The following is a 25,992-nucleotide window of genomic DNA, read 5'->3' as shown; positions in this document are numbered from 1 at the left end:
AGTCCCTAGCCGTGAGATGCCTGTTTCATAACATCGCTCAAAACATCACATGTCTTGGTTATTTCATCATCTGTTAAGGTCGGATGCACAAGGAACATCAAGCTTGTTTCTCCTAACTCCTTAGCTGTTGGCAAAAAGCTGGACGGACGCCAATTTGTTCCATCAAACGCCTTCTCTAAATAAACCTCGGAGCATGATCCTGAAAAAACAGGAACACCTTGAGCGGAGATCTCTTGTAAAATGCGATCACGGTCCCAGCCAGCCGCAAGCTGATCCAGCCTCAAGAATACGTAACATTTATATGCAGCATGGATACTCTCGGAGGAAATCATTGGAACGCGCAAACTATCTATTTTCTGAGCGCAGGCCCAAATGCGATTGGCATTACTCAGGCGTCTTTCGTGCCATTCAGCCATACGTCGTAACTGTATGCGTCCAATGACCCCCTGAACCTCAAGCATCCTCCAGTTGGTACCGAAGCTATCATGTAGCCAACGAAAACCAGTTGCATGTTTACGCTCGTAAACTGCCTCCCAGCTTTTTCCATGATCTTTGTAAGACCACATTCTTGACCATAAAGCGTGGTCGTTTGTCGTCACCATGCCACCCTCTCCACCAGTGGTCATGATTTTGTCCTGACAAAAGGACCACGCTCCGATATGCCCAATAGACCCAACCGGGCGTCCTTTGTAACGGGCACCATGCGCCTGGGCGCAATCTTCGATTACCTTCAAACCGTGCTTAGCCGCAAGCCCCATAATCGGATCCATATCACAGGGCCACCCAGCCAAATGGACACAAATCAGAGCCCGTGTCCGAGGGGTCAGCACCGCCTCAATAGAGTCGGCAGTAATGTTTTGCGAATTACGGTCAACATCAGCAAACACTGGTATCGCGCCAGCATTGACAATGCAAGAAACAGAAGCGAGAAAAGTACGAGAAGTTACAATGACCTCATCGCCAGCACCGATATCTAACGCTAATAATGCCAAATCCAAAGCGACGGTACCATTGGTAACAGCAACGGCATAACGGGTGTCAGTCCAGGCGGCAAACTCCTTCTCAAATTCTCGACATTCAGTACCGGTCCAATAATTTACCTTATTGGAAAGAATGACATCACGGACTGCATCACCTTCTTCTTCGGTGAAAGATGGCCAGGGAGCAAAAGGAGAGTTAAGCATTCTAAATCCATTCTATTAGCATTCTAAGAAAACCGCCAGTTACTTCGCGGCCACATGTCTTAAATAACAAACCCTAGCAACAATGAGAAACCAACAAAAACAGACAGCCTTTATCCAATATTTTTTATATATCTTGCAGGATTACCGAAAAAAAGCTCGGACTCCGGAATATTTTTCGTCAAAACACTTCCCATCCCTAACATCGAACCAGCACCAAGATCAAGCCCCTGACGAATACATGAGCCAGTGCCTATTTCTGCTAACGAATCAATATGCACGTTGCCCGAAATAGCAACCTTAGGCGCCAATGTAACAAAATCTCTAATAACGACCTCATGCGCAACAGAACAACTTGGATTAATTACTACATGAGCACCTATATTAATTTCAACAGTACAGGTCGTCCCAGCGCAAATCAAACTACCTTCCCCCACAGAAACCTGAGTGAAATCGACAACAGCACTAGGATCAACCAACGTAGCGAAATTTGGCACGCCATACTGAAGCATCTTATCTCGAATTCTCATACGAATTCTAGGGTTTCCAATCGCGATTATGAACTCACACTCGCTATAGGCCTTCCAATCACTTACAGTTCCCAGTACGGTGGCATTACAAAACTCCGCGCCGAGCAGATTGGGATTATCGTCGAGAAAACCGCGTACGTGAACTCCTAAACGCGCGGCCAGCCAATGTACCTCTTTGCCTAGACCACCAAATCCTATGACAATCAAACTTTTGGCTGGTACCACTTCGACCTCCTACAGCACAATGAAACACATTACCGGCATACAAAAATCATTTCGTGCCAGTAAATTTAGACATAGAGGCTTCGCCCGCCTCATTTATATCATCACGAAGAGCAACTTTTTTGATTGTAAGAAACACAATCCTCACATCTAGCCAAAACGAGTGATTATCAACATACCAAGTATCCAGCTCAAACTTTTTCTCCCAACTTAAAGAATTCCTCCCATTAACTTGAGCCCACCCCGTGACACCAGGACGAACCAAATGACGCCTATATTGTTCAGGAGTATAAAGAGATAAGTACTCCATTAATAATGGTCTGGGGCCTACCAAACTCATATCACCCTTTAAAACATTCCACAATTCCGGTAACTCGTCCAAACTACTAGAGCGCAGGAAACTGCCAAATGGTGTCATGCGTTCGGCGTCTGGCAATTGATTGCCTACAGCATCCACAGCATCGCGCATGGTACGGAACTTGATCATCTCGAATGGTTCACCATTCAGGCCGGGACGCACCTGACGGAACAACACAGGAGTACCAAGCTTGCGGCGAACCAGCCATGCAACGACAGCAATGACTGGGGCTAACAGTAAAAGACCGAAAAAAGAGGCGACGATATCGGTAAGACGCTTGATCATCACTTTACCCCCTCCAACCAATCGACAAAGCGACTCGCCAGAAGCTCGCGGTCAAATTCTCGCTCAGCCAACTCACGGCTCCGTTTGCCCATTTCCTTTGCTTCCGCCCTATCATTCGCAGCCTGCTCCAGCGCATCGGCAAAAGCGTGTCGATTTTCTGGTTCAACTGAATAGCCGCACAGGTTGTCGCGGATCATCTCGGCTAACCAGCCGGGGTAATTGTTCAGTACCGGCAAACCAGCCGCAATATAGTCGAAGAACTTGTTCGGTGAGGTACCAACGTAGAAAGCAGGCACATTTGCCAATACCTGTAACCCAACATCCGTACTTGCCATCAGACCAGCAAGCCGAGACTTGTTAACTGGCTCGTGGAATACAACACAATCTAACGCCTCATGCTGCGCCCGTGCCTGCAGAGCTGGTTTGAGCTTTCCCTGGCCGATCAAAAGCAACTTGATATTGTCACGTCCACGCTGTTTCAGTTCCGCTGCTGCATCGAGCACCGCATCCAGACCATTGGCCACGCCATGGGTACCCGCAAAGACAGCCAGCAGATCGTCCGGTTTTATCTGCTCGGGGCGCCAGGGTTCGATGTCGCCAGCAAAAATATCGAGATCGCAGCCATTGGGGATCAGAGCAATCCGCTCGGGCGGGACCCCACGTTTAGCGATGCCCGCAACTATCCCGGGGGACAAGCCAATCAACCTATGCGCCGACCGATAGCTCATCCATTCCAGTATCGACATGGCACCCAACACTAGAGGATTGCGGATCACCCCCATAGCCTTGGGCAATTCCGGCCACAGATCACGCACCTCGAATACAAACGGTTTAGCCCTTAACCAACGAGCGAAAATTCCGGGAATACCCGCCGTCAATGGTGTAGTAGTTGCAAATACTAGATCGTAGCGCTCAGTCAGCGCCAAACCGACACTGCGCAGAGCAAACTTGGCGAAGGTCACAACTCTCTTTGCTAAGCCATCACTATTTGCATACGCCAGATCGAACTCAATAATGTTGATACCTTCGACTGTTCCGCGTCGTTTACCACCAATAAAAGGCAGACTCAGACCTGTCTCCCCGCCACTATAACTCCCGCACACCATCGTCACTTCATGACCACGCGCAAGTAAACGGCGAGCCATTTCATAAGAGCGGGTGCCGACCGCACCTTTCGGGGTTGAAAAGTGTTGATGAAAGTACAGAATTCTCATAGGATCCAGCGATACTCCGTAATTAACGATCCCGGCTGATGGACTTCAACTTCCAATACCGGTACTTGTTCTTTGTCCAGATAATAACGCGACTCCCCCTCCTCTGCCAGCGATAGGTATTGAAGCCGCCAATGGCGGCGTGTGCTGACCATTGCAAGAGTTGGAGCCCTCCACTCGGCTCACCGGATTCGAGCCACCAGCGAAATATAGCCTTCTTGACGAATCCCCGACATTATCGATCACCCTAAACGCTCTTCCACCAGGCGGACACTGCGCTGATGACAGGCTTACGCCCACATTGGTAGTCAACGATAAAGATTGTCATACCACCCAAGAAAATAGCTTTATCCGTTAGTCTCATCAAAAATCGATACGACTGCTGAGTCCATATCCAAAGCATTACTATTTATTTGATACAGGTTCATACCCGAAGAACTCTTTCTCGTACAACCCAGAACGAAAGAATGGAAAAGATAAAAAATGAAATCCAGGTTGCTATAGCAGCCCCTACACCACCCCAAAATGGAATCAAAGCAAAATTCGCAACAATCCCGCTAACCGCACCAGCAAAAGATAATTTCGCGACAACACCTGTAAGATCATAGGCACTCAGCACGGGTACAAATATCTGATACCCCACACGAGCCATAAATGCAGACAGCACAATAATCGCCGTTACCCAAAAAAGGTAATCAAAAGAAAAAAATGAATTCTTATAGACAAAAACAAAGCCAGCCCCAGACAGCAAAAGTAAAGACAGTAAGTTAGCAACTCCAAAAACAAGCAAGGTCTTAGGATACAGATCAGTCTTAAAATCACCGATTCTTCTGACGACTAGCGGCGCCCACAATAAGGAAAAACTATCAATGAGCATTCCCGCAGCCGACCCAATAAGATAGGCTTTACCATACTTACCAAGCTCCTCCACAGTTACAAAGGCACTCAAAATATATCGATCACCAACATTATTGAGCAAGGCCATCAACTGAACCATCACCAACGGAAATAAATACAGCACAACCTCCTTCTCACCCAAGGATGACTGCGACTTATTAAACAACTTTGAACGAAGATGAAAGACCGAAACAGAAACGACCAACAGCAAAGAGGAACAAAGGACAACCAAATATACCGCTACAGCTGAAAATTCGAACTCCATCAACAGAAAGGCAGTCAACGAAAGAAAAACCAGAAGGGGCCTTCCCAGCTCAGCGAAAGCATAACCAGAAAAGTTATTTGAACACCTATATATTGCATTAAAACTAGCAATATGTGCTGCCAAAAAGCCAGAAACGGGAAGCAACGCAAACCAAACGAAATATTTGTGATCTATAAACACAAAGTACAACAGCAACCCAGATAAAACAGAAATAACAAAAAGCAGTAAATAGATCCGTTTTAATGCCTTATAAATGGCAGAAATTCCTTCGCTATAAAAATACCTGACATACGCCGCAGAAGAGTTAAACCCCATCAAAGCAACTGAAGTAACGAACAGAGCTTGAGCAAGTGAGAAATAGCCGAACTCGGTGTTACTCACAGAGAAGGCAACCATATAACTTACCAAAAGGGTAAGTCCTTTTGACATTAACAAGACCGATGAGTAACTAAACACTAAGCCAAAATTTTTATAGATAGCAGGCATCTTGTTTCATCTTAAAATAATGGTCCTGATCACGAAATCGAATAACTTCGGCTGGATTACCGCCCGCAATGGCTAAATCAGGTATTGACTTTGAAACCACCGAGCCGGCTTGAATAATTGCTCCCTCCCCAATTCGCACGCCTGGCAGAACCATTACCCCCATACCAAGCCACACATTATCACCGATAACGACATCTTTCACTATAACCGTTTTGTCATAGGGGATAGACTCGCCGTTATAGTTATGACTCTGAGTCAGTATCTTCAACCCCACACCCGAGTGAAAGTTATTCCCAATATAAACCTTACCACCCCCATATGTTCTAGCCCCATTAAAATTGGCGTTAGTTCCCAAAATCAACTTCGCTCCGAATTTACAGAAGCCGTTTATCTTAGGGCGTCCTGCTGGCGCATTAAAGTTACGCCCCGATGCCAGATAATAAAAACCAGAAAGAGTCTTCTTAATCACGCGCTTAAACATTAATCACCTTTGATCCCCGGGCAACTTCATCAACATTAATTTTTGGGGACTTCGATCTTAATAGATAGAACATCAACCCAAAAAAGACTACATCATTAAACACCAGCCCCCAAAGCAACCCATATTGAAACACCGAATAGATCAATATGGGTAACGCTGCCAGCATTCGCCCTCGTAACACCAGAAGATAATAGCCCGAAAAAAACACAAGCGAGATGAAGATACCGTTCGACACCAAAAACTCAAGATACGAACTATGAGCATGATATAGACCATCATTAATCTCTAGCCAAACTTTTTGCGCAGCGTTACCGAAAAATGGACTTTGATCCAGAACATTAAAAAACTCATAAAAAATAAAATCCCGGCCAGACAAATCCAGCTCACCCCTGCCACGCGTAAGATTATCAACTATAGTGGATAGGTAGAACGCGCCCACCGCACAACCCACCACACATCCGGAAAGCACAACCCTCCAATTAGTCACGTAATAGAAAATAAGGCTAATCGCCGCAGCAACAATGGCAGTCCTATTGAACGACGTAATAAACCCGACAGAAAGTACCACCGAACAAACTAGAAAAACCCGCCGAGACAACTCAGACTTTATTGCCATCAGAATAACAAAGCCAACCAAGACCTTGAACGCATAAACACTGGAGTTCATACTCAAACCGAAAACCCGATTATAGTAGAGCAACTCAGTGTCACCTATTTGAGTCAGCCCTTTCGACTCAACCGAAAAAAACGAATGAACCCCAACAATATATTCAGCAAAACCTACAGCTATTTCAAAAAAAACCAGCAGAAGCACCACTATCAAATCGTGCCTGCGAAATGCCATGCCCACGAATAAAGAAATCAGTATTAGCACTACATAGGGGAAAGCACCTAATATTGACTTTTCAAAATTACCAATCAAAGGCTCCATAAAAACAAATACAGCAACTGACAGAAACGCTGACAACAGCAACAGCATCATTCCGATCTTATGCCCCACCTTCAAATAACTCAAACTCCTCCCATAGCGAGTCAAAAACAATCTATAGAGGACAATCGGGAGGAGCAATAGATTAACGACTGGAGAAAAAAACACAATCGTCGAAAGAAAAGTGAGCAAGCCAAGCATTTAGAGGCCTATAGATAATTTTACTGTTAACGCAAGAAGCCTACGCCACCATACAACACGACATAAATTTTATTGCAAATAACTATGAAACATAATCTATCACGATAGATTTATGTTTTTCAAAAGACTCCATTATCAGATCATGATGCACAAACATTTGCGTCTTCAATGTACTCGGAATCATGGCAACGGCCCTTGAGTCAGGAAACAGGCTCGCCAGCGTGAAAAGTGCCGTAGAGTTAACTGAATATATTTTCTGCGGACGCCACTTATTCCGTAACATGAAGTACTCCACAGCCACATTCGCATGTAATAACTGGAGACCTTTTACTTCCTTCACAGCCTCCAGACACTCTAAACTTTCAGTGCGATGCGGGATATAATGCACAATTGACCCAGGCGCCCCCCTTACTGCAGCCTCTAGAACTCTAATATAGGCAGCCATATCCATAGCACCGATATCAACCAACTTCTGCCCTATAAAGAAAACAGAATAATCTTCATTTTCCTTGCAATCATATTCACCGGCAATTGAATCAAACCGGTTCACCTCACAATTAACATAATTCTTTCTATTCAAATCAAATATGCTAAATACTGAATATTTCCCTCCTCGCTCACTTATTATTCTATCAGCCAATAAAGTCGCCACACCATCGTCCAAAAGGACTATTTCTTTTTTTTGAACAATAGAAGAAAGCACCTTTTGGAAGCCAGAAAAAAAACTACCTAGAACAACCTTATCATAACGATGAAAACCGCTAAACCAGAAGCTTAAGACCGATAAAATATAATCCGCCTTATTGCCAGGCCTAACCAAGAATTCCTTCTTTACTTGAAGTTTTAAATCCCTGACCATAGCGTTCATCTGCTGGTCATTACTGCCGACACCGCTATTCCTTATATATAAAGAAATATTAGTTGGATTTTTACGCAAATACTCATAAGCGCATAAGAGTTGAAATGGCGTTTCTACTAGAATCAACACCTTATCGTTCATTTATTTAAACTCAGAAATTATAAAATATCGCTTATGCATCTCTTAGCCCTTCCAGAACAACAGGACTGTTAGCAGAAACATCAGACATTACTTTCTTACCAAGCACATAGCCTAAATACTTCGGAGCAGCACCATATCCTGGCCGCACACTTCGCACTGCATCTTCAGTAATCACATCGCCAGCCTTCAAATTTTTCACAAAATAAAGAGATCGGCGGAATTTTGCGTTACTTTGCTCGCTGGACTTGCGACCATAATCCACTCTTCCTAGCGCAGCCCACGCGGTCTTACTGTCACGACAAAGCGCAGTGAGTTCAGCGGGCTCTAGAGAAAAACTATCATCAGCCCCTCCACCGTTGCGGTCTAGGGTGAAGTGCTTTTCAATCACACAGGCGCCCAGAGCAACACTTGTAATAGCGGTAGTATTATCAAGCGTGTGATCAGACAATCCCGTAACCAAGCCGAAGCGCTGGATCATGTCGGGAATAGTCCGTAAGTTGTAGTCTGCTGCTGGGGCAGGATAACCACTCACACAATGCAATATAGCCAACTCCTTGCATCCTCCGTCGCGCGCAGCCACTATCGCTTCCTGAATCTCTTCCGCATCGGCCATACCGGTAGAGATGATCATCGGTTTACCAGTGCTGGCGACATATTTGATCAGAGCCAGATCAATGGCCTCGAAGGAGGCGATCTTGTAGGCTGGAGCTCCGAGGCTTTCCAGCAGGTCAACAGCGGTGTTGTCGAATGGCGAACTGAAGATGGTGATACCTAATTTACGCGCATGCTCGAACAGCGGGGCATGCCAGTCCCAAGGCATATGGGCTTCCTGGTAAAGCTGATAGAGACTTTTACCGTCCCACAATCCACCGTGGATCTGAAACTCTTCCGAATCGCAATTCAAGGTAATGGTATCGGCAGTGTAGGTCTGGAGCTTGATGGCGTCGGCGCCCGCCTTTTTTGCTTCTTCGATTATCTTCAGTGCCGTTTCCAGCTTGCCATTATGGTTAGCGGAAAGTTCGGCAATTATGTAAGGCGGCGCATCGAGAGCGATGCGCCGACCGGCAATGCTGATACTTGGGATAGTTGCCATACGGTTATCTCTCAGAGGTTCGATTGCCATTCAGAGGCAAGTAGGCCAAAGCACACAACATCGTGATAGCTCTGGCCGTCAAAGTGTTGCTCACGCAGAACTCCTTCCTGCTGGAAGCCAAGTCTCTGATGAAACTTGATGGACCGCGTATTGAAGCACAGCGCCTGGCCACAGAGCTTGTGCAAGGCTAGATGAGTGAAAGCATGTTGCAATACTGCATACCCCAGTAGACGGCCTGTTCCTTTCGGCGCGTCAGGAGCAACATAGAAACCCCAGTCAGCCACACCACCGGGAGCAATTTGATGAAGGTTTATGAAGCCAAGAGGCACCGCATTACTTTCAAATATCAGCAGGTGGCGGCTGGAGTCTTGGGATGTCCGCTCGAACCAGCGTGAATGCTCGATGAGGCTAATCTGGTGCTGAGTGTACATGTAGCGGCGCACTTCTTCGTGGTTACGCCAAGCAAGTACCCGCTCGAGATCCTTGTTTGTCATCGGGCGTACTCGTTGCGGAGCCGATGCTGTTACGGTCACTTCAAGACTCCAGATGCTGGATTACAGTAGACATCCCATTGCCGTCTGCAACGCGCTGCGCAGCTTGGCTCATGGAAGCCCGAAGGGCTGACGATGAAACCAGTGAAGCCAGTGCCTGAGGGAGGTGCGCCGTGATCAACCGTGGTTCCTGCACGACATGGACCGCGCCCGCTTGTTCCAGACCTTGTGCGACCTGTTGTTGATTGGCGGCAAGAACCACCAGCACCGTCGGAAGTCCTAGACAACAGCGCTCCCAAGACGTCGAGCCGGCGGCGCCAATCGCCAAGTCGCTATCGGCCATCAACTGTGCCATATCGTCGACGTTTACGCGAACGTCGACAGCCCATGGCATTTGCTCAGCCAGCTGACGAACCTCAGCTAGCCAAGGCGCGGTTGCCCCCATCACCACAGTGATGCAGCAATTGGCGGGCAGTTCGCTGGACAGGAGGGCATGCAGTACCTGCCCGGTCGCATTGTCCTTGTCGACACCGCCCATGGTGATTAGCAGGTGCCTTAGCTGCATATTTACCCGCCGAGCCAGACTGTAGGCTCGCAGTGCGGAAAACTCGGGACGTAGCAGGGCGTATCGCGAGCCGCAGAGGAGCGTGCATGTAGCTGGCACCCACGGAGCATAGTCTGCTGGATTACGACCGAAGGTCTGGTCCAATAGCAGGTGGCCTTGATGGGGCCGATCGGCTAGGTCATCAATCACCATCAACTTGTGGTAGTACCGCTTGAGTGCAACTTCCCAGCGAGCATCGAGGGCGTAGTGATCGACGACTAGCCAATCGGTGTTCAGCTCGCCAAGGATGACAGCACACTCGGCGACATCCTGCTCCTGAGTGGTGCCGAGCCAATCAGTCTGGGGCAATTCCTGCCCACCACCAGCTTCACTGGTCACGAGCAAGCTTGCTTTTTGCGGTTCACTGAAAGGTAAGCCATGGACTAAATAGCCCTTGCTACGAATGAACTCAATCAGATTGCCGGGGTGCTCGCGACAGATAAACCGGCACTCTGTACCCCGGGTACTGAGAGCATCGGCCAGGGACAGACAGCGCATGACATGGCCGGTACCGATCTGTTGCGAGGCGTCGGCGCGGAAGACAACCTTCATAGCTGATTTGTACCCTGTTGCGCCTGCATAGCTTTGAACAGCCACTCAGCTCGCATCCAGTCCTCCGGCGTATCGATATCTTGCACACGATGGCGCGGCAAGAGGACGGGTGCCGAGCCGGGATTGAAAATCATTTTGCCTTGCAGCCAAGCGCTGGCGCGACCCCAATAAAACTGGCCTGCATCATGGAAGGCTTCCTCCAGATCCTGCGAGCGGGTATTGAAATATTCGGGATTGAACATCTCGACTCTACCCTGCTCGGTGAGGCGAAGGGCCCGCTGGATCGGGAAGGCGTAGGTGGTCACCGAAAAGGCATAGTCGCTACCTGTCTCTTCGAGGATCTGCAACCCTCTTTGAATGTCATCAACTCGGACAAAAGGGGCCGTCGCATACAAGCAGCAGACTTGTTCAACCGCCTGCCCTCGGGCGTTGAACCACTCGATGACATGCCGAATCACCGGGAGAGTGCCGGTGTAATCGTCGGACAGCTCGGATGGACGCGTGAATGGTACGCTGGCGCCATACTGGCGAGCGACGTCGGCGATCTCCGCATCGTCGGTGGAGACGATGACCTGATCGAAGCAGCCACTTTGCAGCGCCGCCTCAATGGACCAAACGATCATCGGTTTGCCACAAAACGGTTTGATGTTCTTGCGCGGGATGCGTTTGCTGCCCCCTCGTGCAGGGATGACTGCCAGTCTCATTCGTTGAGCACCTCACGCAGAGCGGCAATAACCGTGTCCTGCTGTTCTTCGCTCATAGTCTGGAACATCGGCAGGCTAATAGCTTCGCTGTAATAGCTTTCTGCCGAGGGATAGTTGCCGACCTCGAATCCCATACGTTGGTAGTAAGGTTGGGTATGCACAGGGATGTAGTGCAGGTTGACCCCAATACCCAGCTCCCGCAGGGAATCGAATACTTGGCGATGACTCTTTTGGAGCTTGCCCAATTGCAGGCGGATGACATACAGGTGCAGCCCCGAGTAGCTGTCCGGATGCTGCCAGGGCGTGATGACCGGTAACTCAGCCAGCAACTCGTCGTAACGGCGAGCTAACTGGTGACGACTCGCCACGTACTGATCCAAACGTGTCATCTGACTGACACCCAAAGCAGCCTGCAACTCGGTCATGCGGTAATTGAAGCCGAGGTCGACCTGCTGGTAGTACCAGGGGCCGTCGGCCTCGTGGGTCATCAGTGCCGGATCGCGGGTGATGCCGTGACTACGCAACAAGGCCATCTTGCTGGCCAGTTCGGCATCATTGGTCAGCGCCATGCCGCCTTCGGCGGTGGTGATTATCTTCACCGGGTGGAAGCTGAACACGGTGATATCGCTGTAGCGGCAGTTGCCAATGAATTCGCCTTGGTATCTGCCGCCGATAGCATGGGAGGCATCCTCTATCACTTTGAATCCATAGCGCCGGGCCAGCGTATGAATGGCTTGCATATCGCAGGGTTGCCCGCACAGATGCACGGGCACCACGACCTTGGGCAGCTTGCCTTCATGCTTGGCACGCTCCAACTTACGCTCAAGGGCTTGCGGGCAGAGGTTATAGGTTTGCGGATCGATATCGACGAAGTCTATCTCCGCTCCGCAGTACAAACCACAGTTGGCCGAGGCGACGAAAGTGATCGGGGTGGTCCACAAGCGGTCGCCGGGACCAAGCCCAAGCGCCAAGCAGGCGATATGCAGCGCCGAGGTGGCGCTGTTCACAGCCAACGCATGACTAACGCCGACATGCTGCGCCACACTCTGCTCGAAACGCGGCACCATGGGGCCCTGAGTCAGGAAGTCAGATTTCAATACTTCCAGAACCGCATCGATATCGGTCTGGGTGATGTCCTGGCGACCGTAAGGGATCATGGATCAGATGCTCCCTATCTTTTCGCGGTTCGTATCAATCCAGACCTGCAACTCCTCGTCGCTCATCCACTCGGCATTATTGTCGCTGGAATAGACAAAGCCATCAGGGACTTTTGTGCCATCCTTGATACGCTTGGCGCATGTCGACCAGTTATTGATGACCGGCAGGATTTTGTAATGCTCGGGGTAGTCATAGGTGTAGTACGAGTCCTCTGCGCTGATCATCTGCTCATGCAGCTTTTCACCGGGACGAATGCCGATGATTTCCTGCCGGGCTTCGGGCGCGACCACACGTGCCAAATCCGTGACCTTCATGGACGGAATCTTTTTCACATATATCTCGCCGCCCTCCATATCTTCGAAAGCGTGCCAAACCAGTTCAACACCTTCTTCGAGGGAAATCATAAAGCGGGTCATGCGGTCGTCGGTAATAGGCAGCACTCCCTTGTCCTTGATTGACATGAAGAACGGAATCACCGAACCACGCGAGCCCATTACATTACCGTAGCGGACGACGGCAAAACGGGTGTCATGCCCACCGGCATAGGAGTTGCCAGAGACGAACAGCTTGTCCGAAGCCAGCTTGGTCGCACCGTACAAATTGATCGGGCTGCTGGCCTTGTCCGTGGACAGTGCGACCACGCGCTTGACGCCTTTGTCGATACAGGCATCGATCAAGTTCATGGCGCCATTGATGTTGGTCTTGACGCACTCGAACGGGTTGTACTCGGCGGTCGGCACGATTTTGGTGGCGGCAGCATGCACGACGTAGTCGACACCATCCAGGGCACGGTAGAGACGGTCCTTGTCACGTACATCGCCAATGAAAAAACGCACGCGGGGGTCACCCTCGAATTTCTTCGCCATGTCCCACTGCTTCATCTCATCACGGGAGAAAATGATGATTTTCTTCGGATTATACTTAGCCAGGGTCATTGGTACGAAAGTGTTGCCGAAGGAGCCAGTTCCGCCAGTGACGAGAATTGTTTGGTTAGTGAACATTTGATCAATCCCGCTTAAGTTAAACTTTTAAATAAGTTCTATTGGGTAGATTTACATCTCGACACCCATGAACAATTTACCAATCAAGAGATCCAGACACCCCTGGTGTCAATGATCTTATGGTCCCGAAGCGCAGCCACAGGAATACTTCTAAACACCTTGTGATCGACCAACAACACCAATACATCAGATTCGGCAAGTGCTTGATCAATACTTTTCAGGACTAATTTTTTACCCGCCAGCTTAATCGGCAGCGCTTCAATGTTTGGTTCAACCGCCAATACACAACCGGGGTGGGCTGCGGCAATCTTCTGGGAAATTGCCAAAGCGGGGCTTTCACGCAGATCATCGATATCAGGCTTAAAAGCCAGGCCAAAACAGGCAATAGTCACATCCAAAGCAGTCCTCTCTGGATTCTGCTGTAAGAATTCAGCTACGGCCAATTTCACTTTATCCTCAACCCAGTACGGCTTGCTGTCGTTAACCTCGCGGGCAGCGCGGATGAGCCTTGCTTCTTCTGGAGTGCTACTAACGATAAACCAAGGATCCACAGCAATGCAGTGTCCACCTACCCCGGGACCAGGCTGCAAGATGCTCACCCGCGGATGACGGTTAGCTAGGCGGATTAGCTCCCAGACGTTGATGTCCAGCTTGTCGCAAATAATCGATAACTCATTGGCGAAGGCGATATTCACGTCGCGAAAGCTATTTTCGGTGAGCTTGCACATTTCTGCTGTGCGTGCGTTGGTAATGACGCACTCACCTTCTACGAAAGTTTTATAAAGCTTGACCGCTGCCTCGGAGCATTTGGCTGTCATGCCGCCAATCACTCGATCATTCTGCACAAGCTCTCTCAAGACATGGCCTGGCAAGACCCGTTCCGGGCAGTGCGCTACGCGAATGTCTGAGTCTTCCCCATGAGTCTGCGGAAAACTCAGATCGGGGCGGGACGCAGCCAGCCAGGCTGCCATCTGTTCAGTCGCGCCCACCGGGGAGGTAGACTCTAGAATCACCAAGTCACCCTTCTTCAGAACTGGCGCAATAGACTTACTCGCTGATTCTATATATGAGAGATCCGGTTCGTGATCGCCCTTAAACGGAGTTGGTACCGCAATTAAAAACGCATCCGCTGGCTCTGCCTGTGTCGTAGCACGCAGATAACCTTCAGTGACCGCAGCATGCACAACCATATCTAGATCGGGTTCGACGATATGAATCTCCCCCCGGTTGATGGTATCCACCGCCTGCTGATTGACATCAACACCAATCACTTTCTTCTTGCGGGATGCAAATACTGCAGCGGTAGGTAGACCGATATAGCCGAGACCTATGACTGAAATGGTTTGGAAAAGCATCGTGCGTCCTTGAATATTCTTAAATAAATATGTTTGCATTAGAGTCAGACTATTGCGAGCGAACTCGCTCTACAACCGCTAATGTGTGATGCAAGCTCAGAATGTTTGGCACAAGGCGTCAATGATTCGACCACAAGCATGGCCATCACCATAGGGGTTATGGGCATAACTCATGGCGCGGTATGCGTCTTGATCAGTTAGCAACCGATTCAGCTCGCCAACTATGTTGCTGGTATACGTACCCACCAGTTTAACGGTACCTGCATCTACGGCTTCGGGACGCTCAGTGGTATCGCGCATGACCAACACTGGTTTACCCAACGACGGGGCCTCCTCTTGGATGCCACCCGAGTCGGTCAGGATGATGTGCGCGCGGCTCATCAAGGAGACGAAGGGCAGATAGTCCAACGGCTCGATCAAATGGACATTACTGATACCATTGAGCAGACGATTGACCGGCTCACGCACATTGGGATTAAGGTGAACCGGGTAAACGATATCAACATCAGGTTGTTGCTGGGCAACTTCCATCAGTGCCTGGCAAATACGCTCGAAGCCATCACCGAAACTTTCACGGCGATGCCCGGTAACCAGGATCAGTTTGCGAGCAGGATCCAGGAATGCCGAAGGCGCAGATGCTATGGCGTTCAGCTCTTCATCATGGTCGAGGCGCTTAACAACATCCAGTAGTGCATCGATCACAGTATTGCCCGTGACGATGATTTTCGCGGGGGCAACGCCCTCTCGCAGCAAGTTGGCCTGGGAGGTTTCAGTGGGAGCGAAATGAAGATTCGCCAAAGCGCCAGTCAGTTTGCGGTTGGCTTCTTCGGGCCAGGGGGAATAAATATTACCTGTCCGCAAGCCCGCTTCTACGTGTGCGACCGGGATTTGCTGGTAATAAGCCGCCAGAGTGGTAGCAAAAGTTGTAGCCGTATCGCCATGAACCAATACGACGTCTGGCTTGAACTCAGCGAAAACCGTTTTCATACCCTGAAGAATCGAAGTCGTTACATCTGTCAGATCTTGTCCGGGCTTCATGATATTCAGGTCAAAATCTGGCTCGATGGCAAACAAACCCAAAACTTGATCAAGCATTTCTCGGTGCTGGCCAGTCACGCATACTTTGGACTCGAAGCGCTCGTCAGCAGCCAAAGCCAAAGCCAAGGGTGCCATTTTGATTGCTTCGGGGCGGGTACCAAATACACATAGAGTTTTCATCTAGTAAATTTCCTTGGCCTGAATATACGACGGGCCTTTTTAAGCTCAAAAACCACAGCCTTAACTCGGAAGTTATCAAGCTTTTTTAAGCGACGATTTGTTCGATTTTTCCCAGCTGCTCTGTTACGAGAGCAACGTCAACACCAAGGCTATTAACGACGCAGTTGAATTCATCACTAAGGATGTTCCGTCATACGCTCCACCCCCCATTTGCGACAACGACTTGCCCCGGCTGCTTATTCGTTCGGCTACCAGCGCCTTAGGACAAGAGCTCTAGACACGCAAAGAATCGCGCCCGGACGGCCCTACGGACAGATGTAAATAACGCATTGCCTGTAGGCTCCCACGAAACAATGACGGCCAGCTCCCGCCCAAAACTAAACCTGCAAAAATAAAAATATCGCCCTAGGGACCGAAAACAGCCCTAACCTTCCTGAGCGTGTTGAGGTTTGATCTGCACCAGACACGCTACCGCCCCAGGATTTACCGTTGGTTCCCTGAGAACGTCGCAGGCTTTAAATTTTACTGGCACAGCCAGGGTGTAGCTTTGACCTCGGCCGAGCCGAGGCTGATTCAATTCTTGATTATGCTCACCAACGGCATGCTGATCTTTTGCTGGCGGTTGAGCATATTAAGCAGCAGTATTACGCGCTGCTCGCCATCCATTGCTACGAAGATGGCGTCCAGCTCTGCAAAGCCGCCCTGGGTAATGCGTACGCTATCCCCTGCCGCGAGTGCCGGTTTAGTAGCTGTTGCCGTGCGTTGCCGCAAATGCGTAATCAGGCGGTCATCAAGCCGTAGCGGAATGCCGCCGAAGCCCACTATACGGTTGACCCCGCGAGTCGAGCGCAGGGGAGCCCAGTTTGCATCGGCAGCCAGCTGAATGAATAGATATCCAGGGAACAGCGATTCGGCGACGATTAGCCGACGGCTTCGCACTATCCGCTCGCAGCTGTGTTGCGGCCGATAGCAAGTGTAACCCTGGCGTAGCAGGTTCTCTTCCGCACGCTCATCCTGGCGAGGCTTGCAGTGCACGAGGTACCAGGCCGGGGCCATATCTGCAATGCTTATGGGATTCTCAGAGCTTACATTCATAGGGTGACAAGCAAATCGGCGCGATATTTGCGCACCGACAGTTTACTCCTGTGTGCAGCTGGCTCGAATAGGCCGGTTGCGGGATTCGTTTTAGCCTAGCCAACGGTTTGGAGTGGATAGGGAGGACTTTTGTTGTTGAAACCACATCCATCTGCGTTACCAGGTGCCGGTTAAGTGGCGACCCGTTTGAAGTCATTTTAACCCCTTTGAGGGGAACGTCTCTCCCGCGGGAGCCAACTGCCGGCGCTCCGCTGTGGTCGCAAAGCTGGTGATAGCCCCAAAGCAGCCAAGACAAACCCTCTCCAGATTCGTACAGTCTAACATCGTTGGTGCCACTGGGAATTAGTAGCTCCGGTTGAGTTGCGCCGTAGCCCACGGTACCAGACATGCGGGCCGTTCGATCCAGGCTTGTCCGCATTGCCGGCCTTATCCCCACGAGAGACAGCGCTTTTTCGCTCCCCCGCAAGACGTAAGGTTTCTGCTGTTGATGAGGCCCTAAAAAACGGGACTCCTGAATCGCAAAACTAGAGAGAGCCCTTACCTCTTAGTAATACCTATATCTTCTAAAATAGAATCGATTTTTAAAGGCTGCCGCTCATCCAGCCAAAGATTGAGCATTGTCCAAAAACACAACCTATTATAGTGTATATAATAATTAGGGTTTGAGGCGGCACCATTGATAAAGTCAGTCAGCCATTTCGCCGTCTGGGACATAGCCGTAGACGCTCTCACGAAGCAAATGACGAACCAGCGCATAGGCATCACGCTCAACGGCGGCTAGCAACTCCGTCAATCTTTCCTCATGCAAATCCCCGCCAATATATCTTCATAAGTGCGCACAGCTATAGAATGCTGAGTTACGACTATGTAGCAACCATTAAAGACAGAGCTCCATCCATACTCAAGAAGACAACATCTACAGCCAACCCAGGTTGATTTAAGCGCCCGTGAAGGGTACGGAGAAATTTCAACCGAATTTTCGCAAAGCGAACTGATAGGCGCGATAGCAATGGACCGGATTCATTTTATCGCACCAAAATAGCCAGCCAATTAACTTTACCACTGCATCAACTATAAAAAACATCAAGTAAAATTAGCTGTAACAAGCAGCTTAAATGCAGCCAAGGCCATCTCCTGCGACAGCAGCCGTAGCTTTACGCCAACAGACCCACTTCTGCGTTGTGCATGAAAATTCGCACACTAGTAGAGGATATCTACCACCACTATTGCGAATACCTACAACGCCTTGACCAGTGTTTAAAATTACCCAACAAATACTCAGACCAACTCCAAAGAGACGAACACCTTGGAAGTTGGCAAAAACGTTAAATAGCCTCCCACCATCAAAAAACCAAATTTGATGAAGAAAGGCTATTCAGGTCACACCGCAGCTATGCTTCCCACATTTAAAATTTCAATATTCACTGAGATTTATGGAACGGCGCTCAGCCTCTCCCAGCTTTTCCACCCCATCGACCATCTTGATTGCGGAAAAATACAAAGTAAACCAATGCCATAAATACACCCAACACAAGCCCAGCAAAAAAACCAAACCCGACGATCAAGCTTTTCCTGGGTTTTATCGGACTCTCCGGCACCTCAACACTACCATCCTGCCGATAAACCGAAATTCTTTCAGGATCAACATTCAACTTACGATAAAAACCGTACTGCATCTGAAGCGGCCGTAAATCAGTGATAAATGCATCATCAGAAGACCTGGACTCCAGCGCATTGATTTCCGCTGCCAATGCTTTGCTACCCCGCTGGTAATCCATTTTATCGCCGGTCTCTACCGTGATATCCACCGCTGCAGAAGAGTTGATTATCGGCGAGGTCAAACCGATCGTTTCAGCGATCTTCAACGCCTCCCGCAGCTGCTGAATGCGGTCCTCGCGAACTCGCTGGGCAGTCTCGCGCAAGCTCACAATTTGCTGCTCAAGGTTACGCGCATTTACCGACGCCTCGGTGGTCACGTTCTTGACCAGCTCCGACTCAGCAGCTTCGCTGGCGTGTTGGACGTAGATCTTTGCCCATTCGGTGGCCCGGACAGGGTCTCCACCTTGAACGGTCACCGAAAAGCGATCTGGCGTATCTTTTCCCGGCCCCTTGATCACCAGCTCCCGGGAAAAGCGCGCGTACAAACGGTCGAGAGCGCCCTGTCGTTGAGACTCTTCAAGGGAAGGAAGATAAACCTCATCGAAAAATTTCCGACGAAGGGATTCACCTTGGAGGTTTCTGGCAAAAACGTCATAAACATACTTGATCGAATAAGGTTCCAGCTCAGTGCTTTTCCCACGACCAAAATTCAGCTCGGCTATATCATTCTGCGTTGGCGGCATGATGAAAAGCTTGGACTCATAGACCGGCTTACTGAGAAGCGCATACGCAGCCGCACCTACCGTGACTAAAAGAGTCACACCAATGATCAGCCATTTTTGGGACCAAAGCCCCTGAGTAAGGGCGATAAGGTCAATCTCATCAGAGCGATGGGTTTCGACTTGATTATTTTGCATCTGAGGCCTCGTGTCCTTTTTTTGACATAGCGCCCGCACACAAACTGGACGCGCTAAAAGGCAGAACGATCAGCCCCTCGGCGGATACCGCAGTAAACTGAGTTAAATTAAACACGATCAAAACGCACCCAAAAGCCAGAAAAAAGTTGCAGACAGTGATCCTTTTACACAAAGACTTCCGGGCTCACACATCCATTATTTAAACCGCCGGCGCAGGCCCATGAACCATGCGAGTAGCGGGCCCAACATCATACCAGCGAGAAATGCCAACAGCACGAAAACCGAAACAGGAACCTGCGGCGTCGACCAGCCCAAGAACAACAATGCGACAGAGTGGGTATTTTCAAGCACAAACAGAACGATGACTGCAGCCACTAGCAACGCGAGCAAGACGAGGGCAAAACGTTTAAAGCGGTGCATGAATTTCCCCTTGCATAAACGCCTCCTTACAGGTCATCCCCCTCCTCCTCATTGACGCGATCCCTGAGTTCCTTGCCCGGCTTGAAATGCGGAACAAATTTACCGTCCAGGCTCACGGATTGGCCGGTTTTGGGATTGCGACCGACACGCGGCGCACGGTAATGGAGAGAGAAGCTGCCGAAGCCACGGATCTCGATGCGGTCTCCGGTCGCCAGGCACTGGGACATTTGCTCAAGCATGGTCTTGATGGCCAGCTCCACATCTTTAGATGAGAGTAGCCCTTGATGGGTGACAATTCGTTCGATCAACTCCGACTTCGTCATATTTTTCCCTTCTTTTTCAAGCAGCTAGGAAAATCGCTTGAAAAGGTTTTAGCATGACCGGAAGAATTTGAACAGCCCAAGTCTTGACATATCTTCATCCTGTCGTATTTGCCCCGCTTCTGCACAAGCCTTGCACTTGAGCGAATTCAACGACAAATGACCAACATCGTGCGGGTCAGGTAGCCTGCCGGATTGAAGCCGAATGGATACTGATCTTCATCCTTGGCATCATCGGAGCGAGTGATGACTTTGTACCCTGCGCCCTTGCACTCCTTCGCAGCGCGCTTGTGGCATTTTTCCCAGCCCGATCCCAGGCCGGAACAATCGACCTCGATGCCACTGACGCCACGCACCGCATGGGTCTTGGCACTTGTGGTGCAACCTGCCAAGGCCAATACCGCGAATACCAGGATGAGCCTGTTCATTCGTCTCCTTAAATAGCCAGCACCCGACTGGGTGGTGTCTGACCTGACGCTATCGCGAGCAGGCTCCCCCCCACATTGGCCCGGGGAGACCAGGGCATCCACAGTCTAACCTTGAACAGGTGATTGATCTGCTTAAAGAAAGAGACAGTTAGGTTGCAGGATTGGTTTCACTGCCGAGTCAGACAGAGGAGCCAACTTACAAACAGGCCAGTTTTCCCGAATCACGCCCACAAAAAAGGGCGACCGAAGTCGCCCTTTTTTATGGTCTGACAGAACTCAGTTCTGCTTTTCCATCTGTGCACGCAGCAGGTCGCCCAGAGTGGTAGGACCAGCAGCAATGTCAGAGGTAGCTGGCTTGTCGCGCAGGCTCTGGATTGCTTCTTTCTCTTCAGCATCGTCTTTCGACTTGATGGAGAGCTGGATTACGCGGCTCTTGCGGTCAACGCTGATGATCTTGGCTTCTACTTCTTCGCCTTCTTTCAGAACGTTGCGCGCGTCTTCAACGCGGTCACGGCTGATTTCAGAGGCTTTCAGAGTCGCTTCGATATCGTCGGCCAGGGTGATGATGGCGCCTTTAGCGTCAACTTCTTTCACGATGCCCTTAACGATTGCGCCTTTATCGTTCTCTTGAACGTACTCGGAGAACGGATCGCTTTCCAGTTGCTTGATGCCCAGGGAGATGCGCTCGCGCTCTGGGTCAACCGACAGGATAACGGTGTCCAGCTCGTCGCCCTTCTTGAAGCGGCGCACGGCTTCTTCGCCCACTTCGTTCCAGGAGATGTCGGACAGGTGAACCAGACCGTCGATGCCACCGTCCAGACCAATGAAGATACCGAAATCGGTGATCGACTTGATGGTGCCGGAGATTTTATCGCCCTTGTTGAACTGGCCAGAGAAATCTTCCCATGGGTTAGATTTGCACTGCTTGATGCCCAGGGAGATACGACGACGCTCTTCGTCGATGTCCAGAACCATAACTTCCACTTCGTCGCCGACTTGTACGACTTTCGAAGGGTGGATGTTCTTGTTGGTCCAGTCCATTTCGGAAACGTGTACCAGACCTTCAACGCCTTCTTCCAGCTCAGCGAAGCAGCCGTAGTCGGTGAGGTTGGTAACACGAGCGGTGACGCGGGTGCTTTCTGGGTAACGGGCTTTGATAGCAACCCATGGATCTTCACCCAGTTGCTTGAGGCCCAGGGAAACACGATTGCGCTCGCGATCGTACTTCAGAACCTTGACATCGATCTCGTCGCCAACGTTGACGATTTCCGAAGGATGCTTGATACGCTTCCAGGCCATGTCGGTGATGTGCAGCAGGCCATCGACGCCACCCAGATCGACGAATGCGCCGTAATCGGTGAGGTTCTTGACGATACCCTTGACCTGCTGGCCTTCCTGCAGCGATTCCAGCAGAGCTTCACGCTCGGCGGAGTTCTCGGCTTCCAGGACACTGCGACGGGAAACGACAACGTTGTTGCGCTTCTGGTCCAGCTTGATGACCTTGAATTCCAGCTCTTTGCCTTCCAGGTGCGTGGTGTCGCGCACTGGACGGACGTCAACCAGGGAACCTGGCAGGAACGCACGGATGCCGTTAACGTCGACAGTGAAGCCGCCTTTAACCTTACCGTTGATAACGCCCTTGACCACTTCCTCAGCTGCGAAAGCCGCTTCCAGAACGATCCAGCATTCAGCGCGCTTGGCTTTTTCACGGGACAGCTTGGTTTCACCGAAGCCATCTTCAACCGAGTCCAGCGCAACGTGAACTTCGTCACCGACGTTGATGTTCAGTTCGCCAGCGTCGTTGTAGAACTGCTCAAGCGGGATGAGTGCTTCAGACTTCAGACCAGCGTGAACGGTTACCCAGCGAGCTTGGTAATCGATATCAACGATAACACCGGTGATGATGGAGCCTGCCTGAAGGTTCAGGGTTTTCAGGCTTTCTTCAAAGAGTTCCGCAAAGCTTTCGCTCATTTTAATTCCTGTTGATTAGGGCGAAGAATACGCCCGCCTCCACACCCCAGACGGTGTGGGTTAGTTTCATATAAAAGAAGCACCGCAGGACTATGACTGGTCCCCTGCGGAGCTTCCTGGTCACCCGGCGATATCGCGGATGGCGATTTCGCTCATGATGCGTTGCAACACCTGATCGATGGACAACTCCGTGGAATCCAGCTGCATCGCGTCAGCCGCCGGCTTGAGCGGGGCTACTGCGCGCTGGGTGTCACGCTCGTCGCGTGCACGGATCTCATCTAGCAGACTCGACAGACTAACATCCTCGCCTTTGCCCTTCAACTGCAAATATCGGCGACGAGCCCTCTCCTCGGCACTGGCGGTGAGGAAAATCTTCAGCGGGGCATCGGGAAACACCACGGTCCCCATGTCGCGCCCATCGGCCACCAATCCGGGCGGCTCCTGGAAAGCGCGCTGGCGCTGTAGCAACGCCTCGCGCACCGCCGGCAGCGCGGCGACCTGGGAGGCCCCGGCCCCGACGCTTTCGGTACGAATGACATTGCTGACTTCGTCACCCTCCAGAATGATGCGCTGCAGCTGACCGTCGGTCGCCGCGATGAACTGCACGTCCAGATGCGCAGCCAGGGCCTTGAGCAGCTCTTCGTTGGTCAGATCGACGCCATGATTGGCCGCGGCGAACGCCAGCAGACGATACAAGGCGCCCGAATCAAGCAGGTTCCAGCCCAATTGTTTGGCCAGTATTCCGGCGATGGTGCCCTTGCCCGAACCGCTTGGGCCATCGATGGTGATAACCGGTGCCTTGATGTTCACGACTGTGCCTCTTGTGCTACTCGAATACCGACCTGGGCACACAGCGCCAGGAAGTTCGGGAACGACGTCGCGACGTTGGCGCAATCATGGATGCGGATCGGCGCACTGGCGCGCAAAGACGCAACACTGAAGGCCATGGCGATACGGTGATCACCGTGACCATGGACTTCGCCACCGCCGATCTGGCCGCCGTCGATAATGATGCCGTCCGGCGTCGGCTGGCATTTCACGCCCAACGCGATCAGGCCGTCAGCCATCACCTGGATACGATCCGACTCCTTGACCCGAAGTTCTTCAGCGCCGGTCAGCACGGTGCGCCCTTCGGCACAGGCCGCCGCCACGAACAACACCGGGAATTCGTCGATGGCCAGTGGCACCAGCGCTTCGGGAATCTCGATACCCTTGAGTTTAGCTGCTCGTACGCGCAGGTCTGCAACCGGCTCGCCGCCCACTTCACGCTGGTTTTCCAGGGTGATGTCAGCGCCCATCAGGCGCAGGATGTCGATCACACCGGTACGGGTCGGGTTGATGCCCACATGCTCAAGCACCAGCTCGGAGCCTTCGGCAATCGAGGCGGCCACAAGGAAGAACGCCGAGGACGAGATATCGCCCGGCACCTCAATGTGGGTCGCGGTCAGTTTGCTGCCGGACTCGACGGAGGCCGTGGCACCGTTGACCGTGACCGGGTAGCCGAAGCCGCGCAGCATGCGCTCGGTGTGGTCGCGGGTCGGGGCCGGCTCGGTGACAGTGGTCTTGCCTTCGGCATAGAGACCGGCCAACAGCAGGCAGGATTTCACCTGGGCGCTGGCCATCGGCATGGTGTAGGTCAGGCCCTTGAGCTTGTTGCCACCGCGAATGGTCATTGGCGGACGACCTTCGGCCGCCGTCTCGATCACCGCACCCATTTCCCGCAGGGGGTTGGCCACGCGATTCATCGGCCGCTTGGACAGCGAAGCGTCACCGGTCAGGGTGCTGTCGAAGTCCTGGGCGGCCAGCAGTCCGGACAGCAGGCGCATCGACGTGCCGGAGTTGCCCAGGTAGATCGGCCCCGGAGCCGGCTTGAGGCCGTGCAGGCCGACACCATGAATGGTCACGCGACCGTGATGCGGGCCTTCGATGACCACGCCCATGTCGCGGAACGCTTGCAGCGTCGCCAGGGCGTCTTCACCTTCGAGAAAGCCTTCCACTTCGGTCACGCCTTCAGCCAGGGAGCCGAGCATGATCGAACGATGGGAAATCGATTTATCGCCCGGTACACGAATACGCCCACTCAGGGAGCCACCAGGTTGTGCCAGGAAAATCAGATCGTTGGAGTTCATAGCGTCCACATAGGCCCGACGGGCCAGGATTTTACTGAAATGCTCGCGGGCCACCCTGGCGCGTGTGAAAACGCCCAGCAATTGGTGCCCGTCCCCTGCATCGACCGCGTCGCGCAAGGCGTCGAGGTCGCTGCGAAATGTATCGAGTGTGCGCAGGACAGCTTCGCGGTTGGCGAGGAAGATGTCGTGCCACATGACCGGGTCGCTACCGGCGATTCTCGTGAAATCGCGGAAACCGCCGGCAGCGTAACGGAAGATCTCAAGATTTTCATTGCGTTTGGCCAATGAATCCACCAGACCGAACGCCAACAGGTGTGGCAAATGGCTGGTGGCGGCCAATACTTCATCGTGGCGCTCGACCTGCATGTGCTCGACGTCCGCACCCAGCTCGCGCCACAGGCGATCCACCACTGCCAGCGCAGCCGGATCGGTCTGGTCCAGTGGCGTCAATATTACTTTGTGACGACGAAACAGTTCGGCGTTGGAGGCTTCCACCCCGCTCTGCTCGGAACCGGCAATCGGATGACCCGGCACAAAGCGCGCCGGCATCCCGCCGAAGGCTTCGGTGGCCGCCCGCACGACATTGCCCTTGGCACTGCCGACGTCCGTGAGAATCGCCTGCCCCAGGTCCATGGTCGCCAGGCGTGCCAGCAGCTTCTCCATGGCCAGGATCGGCACAGCCAACTGGATCACGTCCGCACCCTGGCAAGCAATCGCCAGGTCGTCCTCACAGCGATCCACCACTCCCAGTTCCACCGCCAGCCGACGCGACTGCGGGTCCAGATCGACACCCACCACTTCACGACACAGACCGCTTTCGCGCAGGCCTTTGGCGAAAGAGCCGCCGATCAATCCCAGACCGACCACCACCAGGCGACCGATCATAGGTGCA

The 25,992-nt window shown here is 51.5% G+C and carries 24 protein-coding genes; all 24 read right to left on the bottom strand.

All coding sequences use genetic code 11. From position 1 onward, the window contains the following. Nucleotides 1-5: 5 nt before the first annotated feature. The gene (locus PSH91_RS08330; RefSeq protein WP_305467849.1) at nt 6-1,184 is read right to left on the bottom strand and encodes a DegT/DnrJ/EryC1/StrS aminotransferase family protein; all 1,179 of its coding nucleotides are present in this window, start codon (nt 1,182-1,184) and stop codon (nt 6-8) included. 110 nt (nt 1,185-1,294) lie between these two features. After that, the gene (locus tag PSH91_RS08325; RefSeq protein ID WP_305467848.1) at nt 1,295-1,936 is read right to left on the bottom strand and encodes an acetyltransferase; all 642 of its coding nucleotides are present in this window, start codon (nt 1,934-1,936) and stop codon (nt 1,295-1,297) included. A gap of 46 nt (nt 1,937-1,982) precedes the next feature. Beyond that, nucleotides 1,983-2,576, bottom strand: a complete 594-nt coding sequence (locus PSH91_RS08320) for a sugar transferase (RefSeq protein WP_305467846.1) — start codon at nt 2,574-2,576, stop codon at nt 1,983-1,985. Next, on the bottom strand, nt 2,576-3,790 hold the full coding sequence (locus PSH91_RS08315) for a glycosyltransferase family 4 protein (protein ID WP_305467844.1): 1,215 nt from the start codon (nt 3,788-3,790) through the stop codon (nt 2,576-2,578). Before PSH91_RS08315 ends, PSH91_RS08320 begins: the two co-directional genes overlap by 1 nt. 421 nt (nt 3,791-4,211) lie before the next feature. Beyond that, complete coding sequence (locus PSH91_RS08310; protein ID WP_305467842.1) at nt 4,212-5,435, bottom strand: polysaccharide biosynthesis C-terminal domain-containing protein; 1,224 nt, start codon at nt 5,433-5,435, stop codon at nt 4,212-4,214. Beyond that, nucleotides 5,419-5,916, bottom strand: coding sequence for a DapH/DapD/GlmU-related protein (locus tag PSH91_RS08305; RefSeq protein ID WP_305467840.1), 498 nt, complete (start codon nt 5,914-5,916; stop codon nt 5,419-5,421). Before PSH91_RS08305 ends, PSH91_RS08310 begins: the two co-directional genes overlap by 17 nt. Beyond that, nucleotides 5,909-6,898, bottom strand: a complete 990-nt coding sequence (locus PSH91_RS08300; RefSeq protein ID WP_305467838.1) for an O-antigen ligase family protein — start codon at nt 6,896-6,898, stop codon at nt 5,909-5,911. Before PSH91_RS08300 ends, PSH91_RS08305 begins: the two co-directional genes overlap by 8 nt. Nucleotides 6,899-7,127: 229 nt before the next feature. After that, nucleotides 7,128-8,045 carry a polysialyltransferase family glycosyltransferase gene (locus PSH91_RS08295; RefSeq protein ID WP_305467836.1) on the bottom strand — a complete coding sequence of 306 codons (918 nt, stop codon included), beginning with the start codon at nt 8,043-8,045 and terminating at the stop codon, nt 7,128-7,130. A gap of 31 nt (nt 8,046-8,076) precedes the next feature. Next, nucleotides 8,077-9,138 carry a pseudaminic acid synthase gene (pseI, locus tag PSH91_RS08290; RefSeq protein WP_305467834.1) on the bottom strand — a complete coding sequence of 354 codons (1,062 nt, stop codon included), beginning with the start codon at nt 9,136-9,138 and terminating at the stop codon, nt 8,077-8,079. Between the two features lie 11 nt (nt 9,139-9,149). Next, nucleotides 9,150-9,632, bottom strand: a complete 483-nt coding sequence (pseH, locus tag PSH91_RS08285) for a UDP-4-amino-4,6-dideoxy-N-acetyl-beta-L-altrosamine N-acetyltransferase (protein WP_305467832.1) — start codon at nt 9,630-9,632, stop codon at nt 9,150-9,152. A gap of 40 nt (nt 9,633-9,672) precedes the next feature. After that, entirely contained in the window at nt 9,673-10,785 is a 1,113-nt protein-coding gene (gene pseG / locus PSH91_RS08280; protein WP_305467831.1) for a UDP-2,4-diacetamido-2,4,6-trideoxy-beta-L-altropyranose hydrolase, read from the bottom strand. Beyond that, complete coding sequence (gene pseF, locus PSH91_RS08275) at nt 10,782-11,489, bottom strand: pseudaminic acid cytidylyltransferase (protein ID WP_305467830.1); 708 nt, start codon at nt 11,487-11,489, stop codon at nt 10,782-10,784. The genes pseG and pseF overlap by 4 nt, the downstream gene beginning before the upstream one ends. Beyond that, nucleotides 11,486-12,646 (bottom strand): UDP-4-amino-4,6-dideoxy-N-acetyl-beta-L-altrosamine transaminase, encoded by a 1,161-nt coding sequence (pseC, locus tag PSH91_RS08270; protein WP_305467828.1) that lies wholly within the window; start codon nt 12,644-12,646, stop codon nt 11,486-11,488. The genes pseF and pseC overlap by 4 nt, the downstream gene beginning before the upstream one ends. A 3-nt stretch (nt 12,647-12,649) precedes the next feature. Next, nucleotides 12,650-13,648, bottom strand: coding sequence for a UDP-N-acetylglucosamine 4,6-dehydratase (inverting) (pseB, locus tag PSH91_RS08265; protein WP_305467826.1), 999 nt, complete (start codon nt 13,646-13,648; stop codon nt 12,650-12,652). An 83-nt stretch (nt 13,649-13,731) separates the two neighbouring features. After that, the gene (gene wecC, locus PSH91_RS08260; RefSeq protein WP_305467824.1) at nt 13,732-15,003 is read right to left on the bottom strand and encodes a UDP-N-acetyl-D-mannosamine dehydrogenase; all 1,272 of its coding nucleotides are present in this window, start codon (nt 15,001-15,003) and stop codon (nt 13,732-13,734) included. Nucleotides 15,004-15,099: 96 nt separating this feature from the next. Further along, entirely contained in the window at nt 15,100-16,221 is a 1,122-nt protein-coding gene (wecB, locus tag PSH91_RS08255) for a non-hydrolyzing UDP-N-acetylglucosamine 2-epimerase (RefSeq protein WP_305467823.1), read from the bottom strand. A gap of 573 nt (nt 16,222-16,794) precedes the next feature. Further along, nucleotides 16,795-17,277, bottom strand: a complete 483-nt coding sequence (gene rfaH / locus PSH91_RS08250) for a transcription/translation regulatory transformer protein RfaH (RefSeq protein ID WP_305467822.1) — start codon at nt 17,275-17,277, stop codon at nt 16,795-16,797. Nucleotides 17,278-18,761: 1,484 nt separating this feature from the next. Further along, nucleotides 18,762-19,832, bottom strand: a complete 1,071-nt coding sequence (locus tag PSH91_RS08245) for an LPS O-antigen chain length determinant protein WzzB (protein WP_305467820.1) — start codon at nt 19,830-19,832, stop codon at nt 18,762-18,764. A gap of 195 nt (nt 19,833-20,027) precedes the next feature. Continuing rightward, nucleotides 20,028-20,252, bottom strand: coding sequence for a LapA family protein (locus PSH91_RS08240; RefSeq protein WP_047226314.1), 225 nt, complete (start codon nt 20,250-20,252; stop codon nt 20,028-20,030). 26 nt (nt 20,253-20,278) lie between these two features. Continuing rightward, on the bottom strand, nt 20,279-20,575 hold the full coding sequence (gene ihfB, locus PSH91_RS08235; RefSeq protein ID WP_047226313.1) for an integration host factor subunit beta: 297 nt from the start codon (nt 20,573-20,575) through the stop codon (nt 20,279-20,281). Nucleotides 20,576-20,721: 146 nt separating this feature from the next. After that, nucleotides 20,722-21,000: a hypothetical protein gene (locus PSH91_RS08230; RefSeq protein WP_076385780.1), complete on the bottom strand. Its 279-nt coding sequence runs from the start codon at nt 20,998-21,000 to the stop codon at nt 20,722-20,724. 276 nt (nt 21,001-21,276) lie between these two features. Next, a complete protein-coding gene (gene rpsA, locus PSH91_RS08225) occupies nt 21,277-22,971 on the bottom strand; it encodes a 30S ribosomal protein S1 (protein WP_014337228.1) in 1,695 nt (564 codons plus the stop codon). Between the two features lie 120 nt (nt 22,972-23,091). Next, the gene (gene cmk, locus PSH91_RS08220; protein WP_305467816.1) at nt 23,092-23,781 is read right to left on the bottom strand and encodes a (d)CMP kinase; all 690 of its coding nucleotides are present in this window, start codon (nt 23,779-23,781) and stop codon (nt 23,092-23,094) included. Then, nucleotides 23,778-25,985 (bottom strand): bifunctional prephenate dehydrogenase/3-phosphoshikimate 1-carboxyvinyltransferase, encoded by a 2,208-nt coding sequence (locus PSH91_RS08215; RefSeq protein WP_047226310.1) that lies wholly within the window; start codon nt 25,983-25,985, stop codon nt 23,778-23,780. Before PSH91_RS08215 ends, cmk begins: the two co-directional genes overlap by 4 nt. Nucleotides 25,986-25,992 lie beyond the last annotated feature (7 nt).

This window comes from Pseudomonas sp. FP1154 (genome assembly GCF_030687245.1).
GTDB classification, from domain to species: domain Bacteria; phylum Pseudomonadota; class Gammaproteobacteria; order Pseudomonadales; family Pseudomonadaceae; genus Aquipseudomonas; species Aquipseudomonas rhizophila.
Note: the sequence above shows the minus strand (reverse complement) of the source record. Positions and strands in the feature narration are given on the sequence as shown.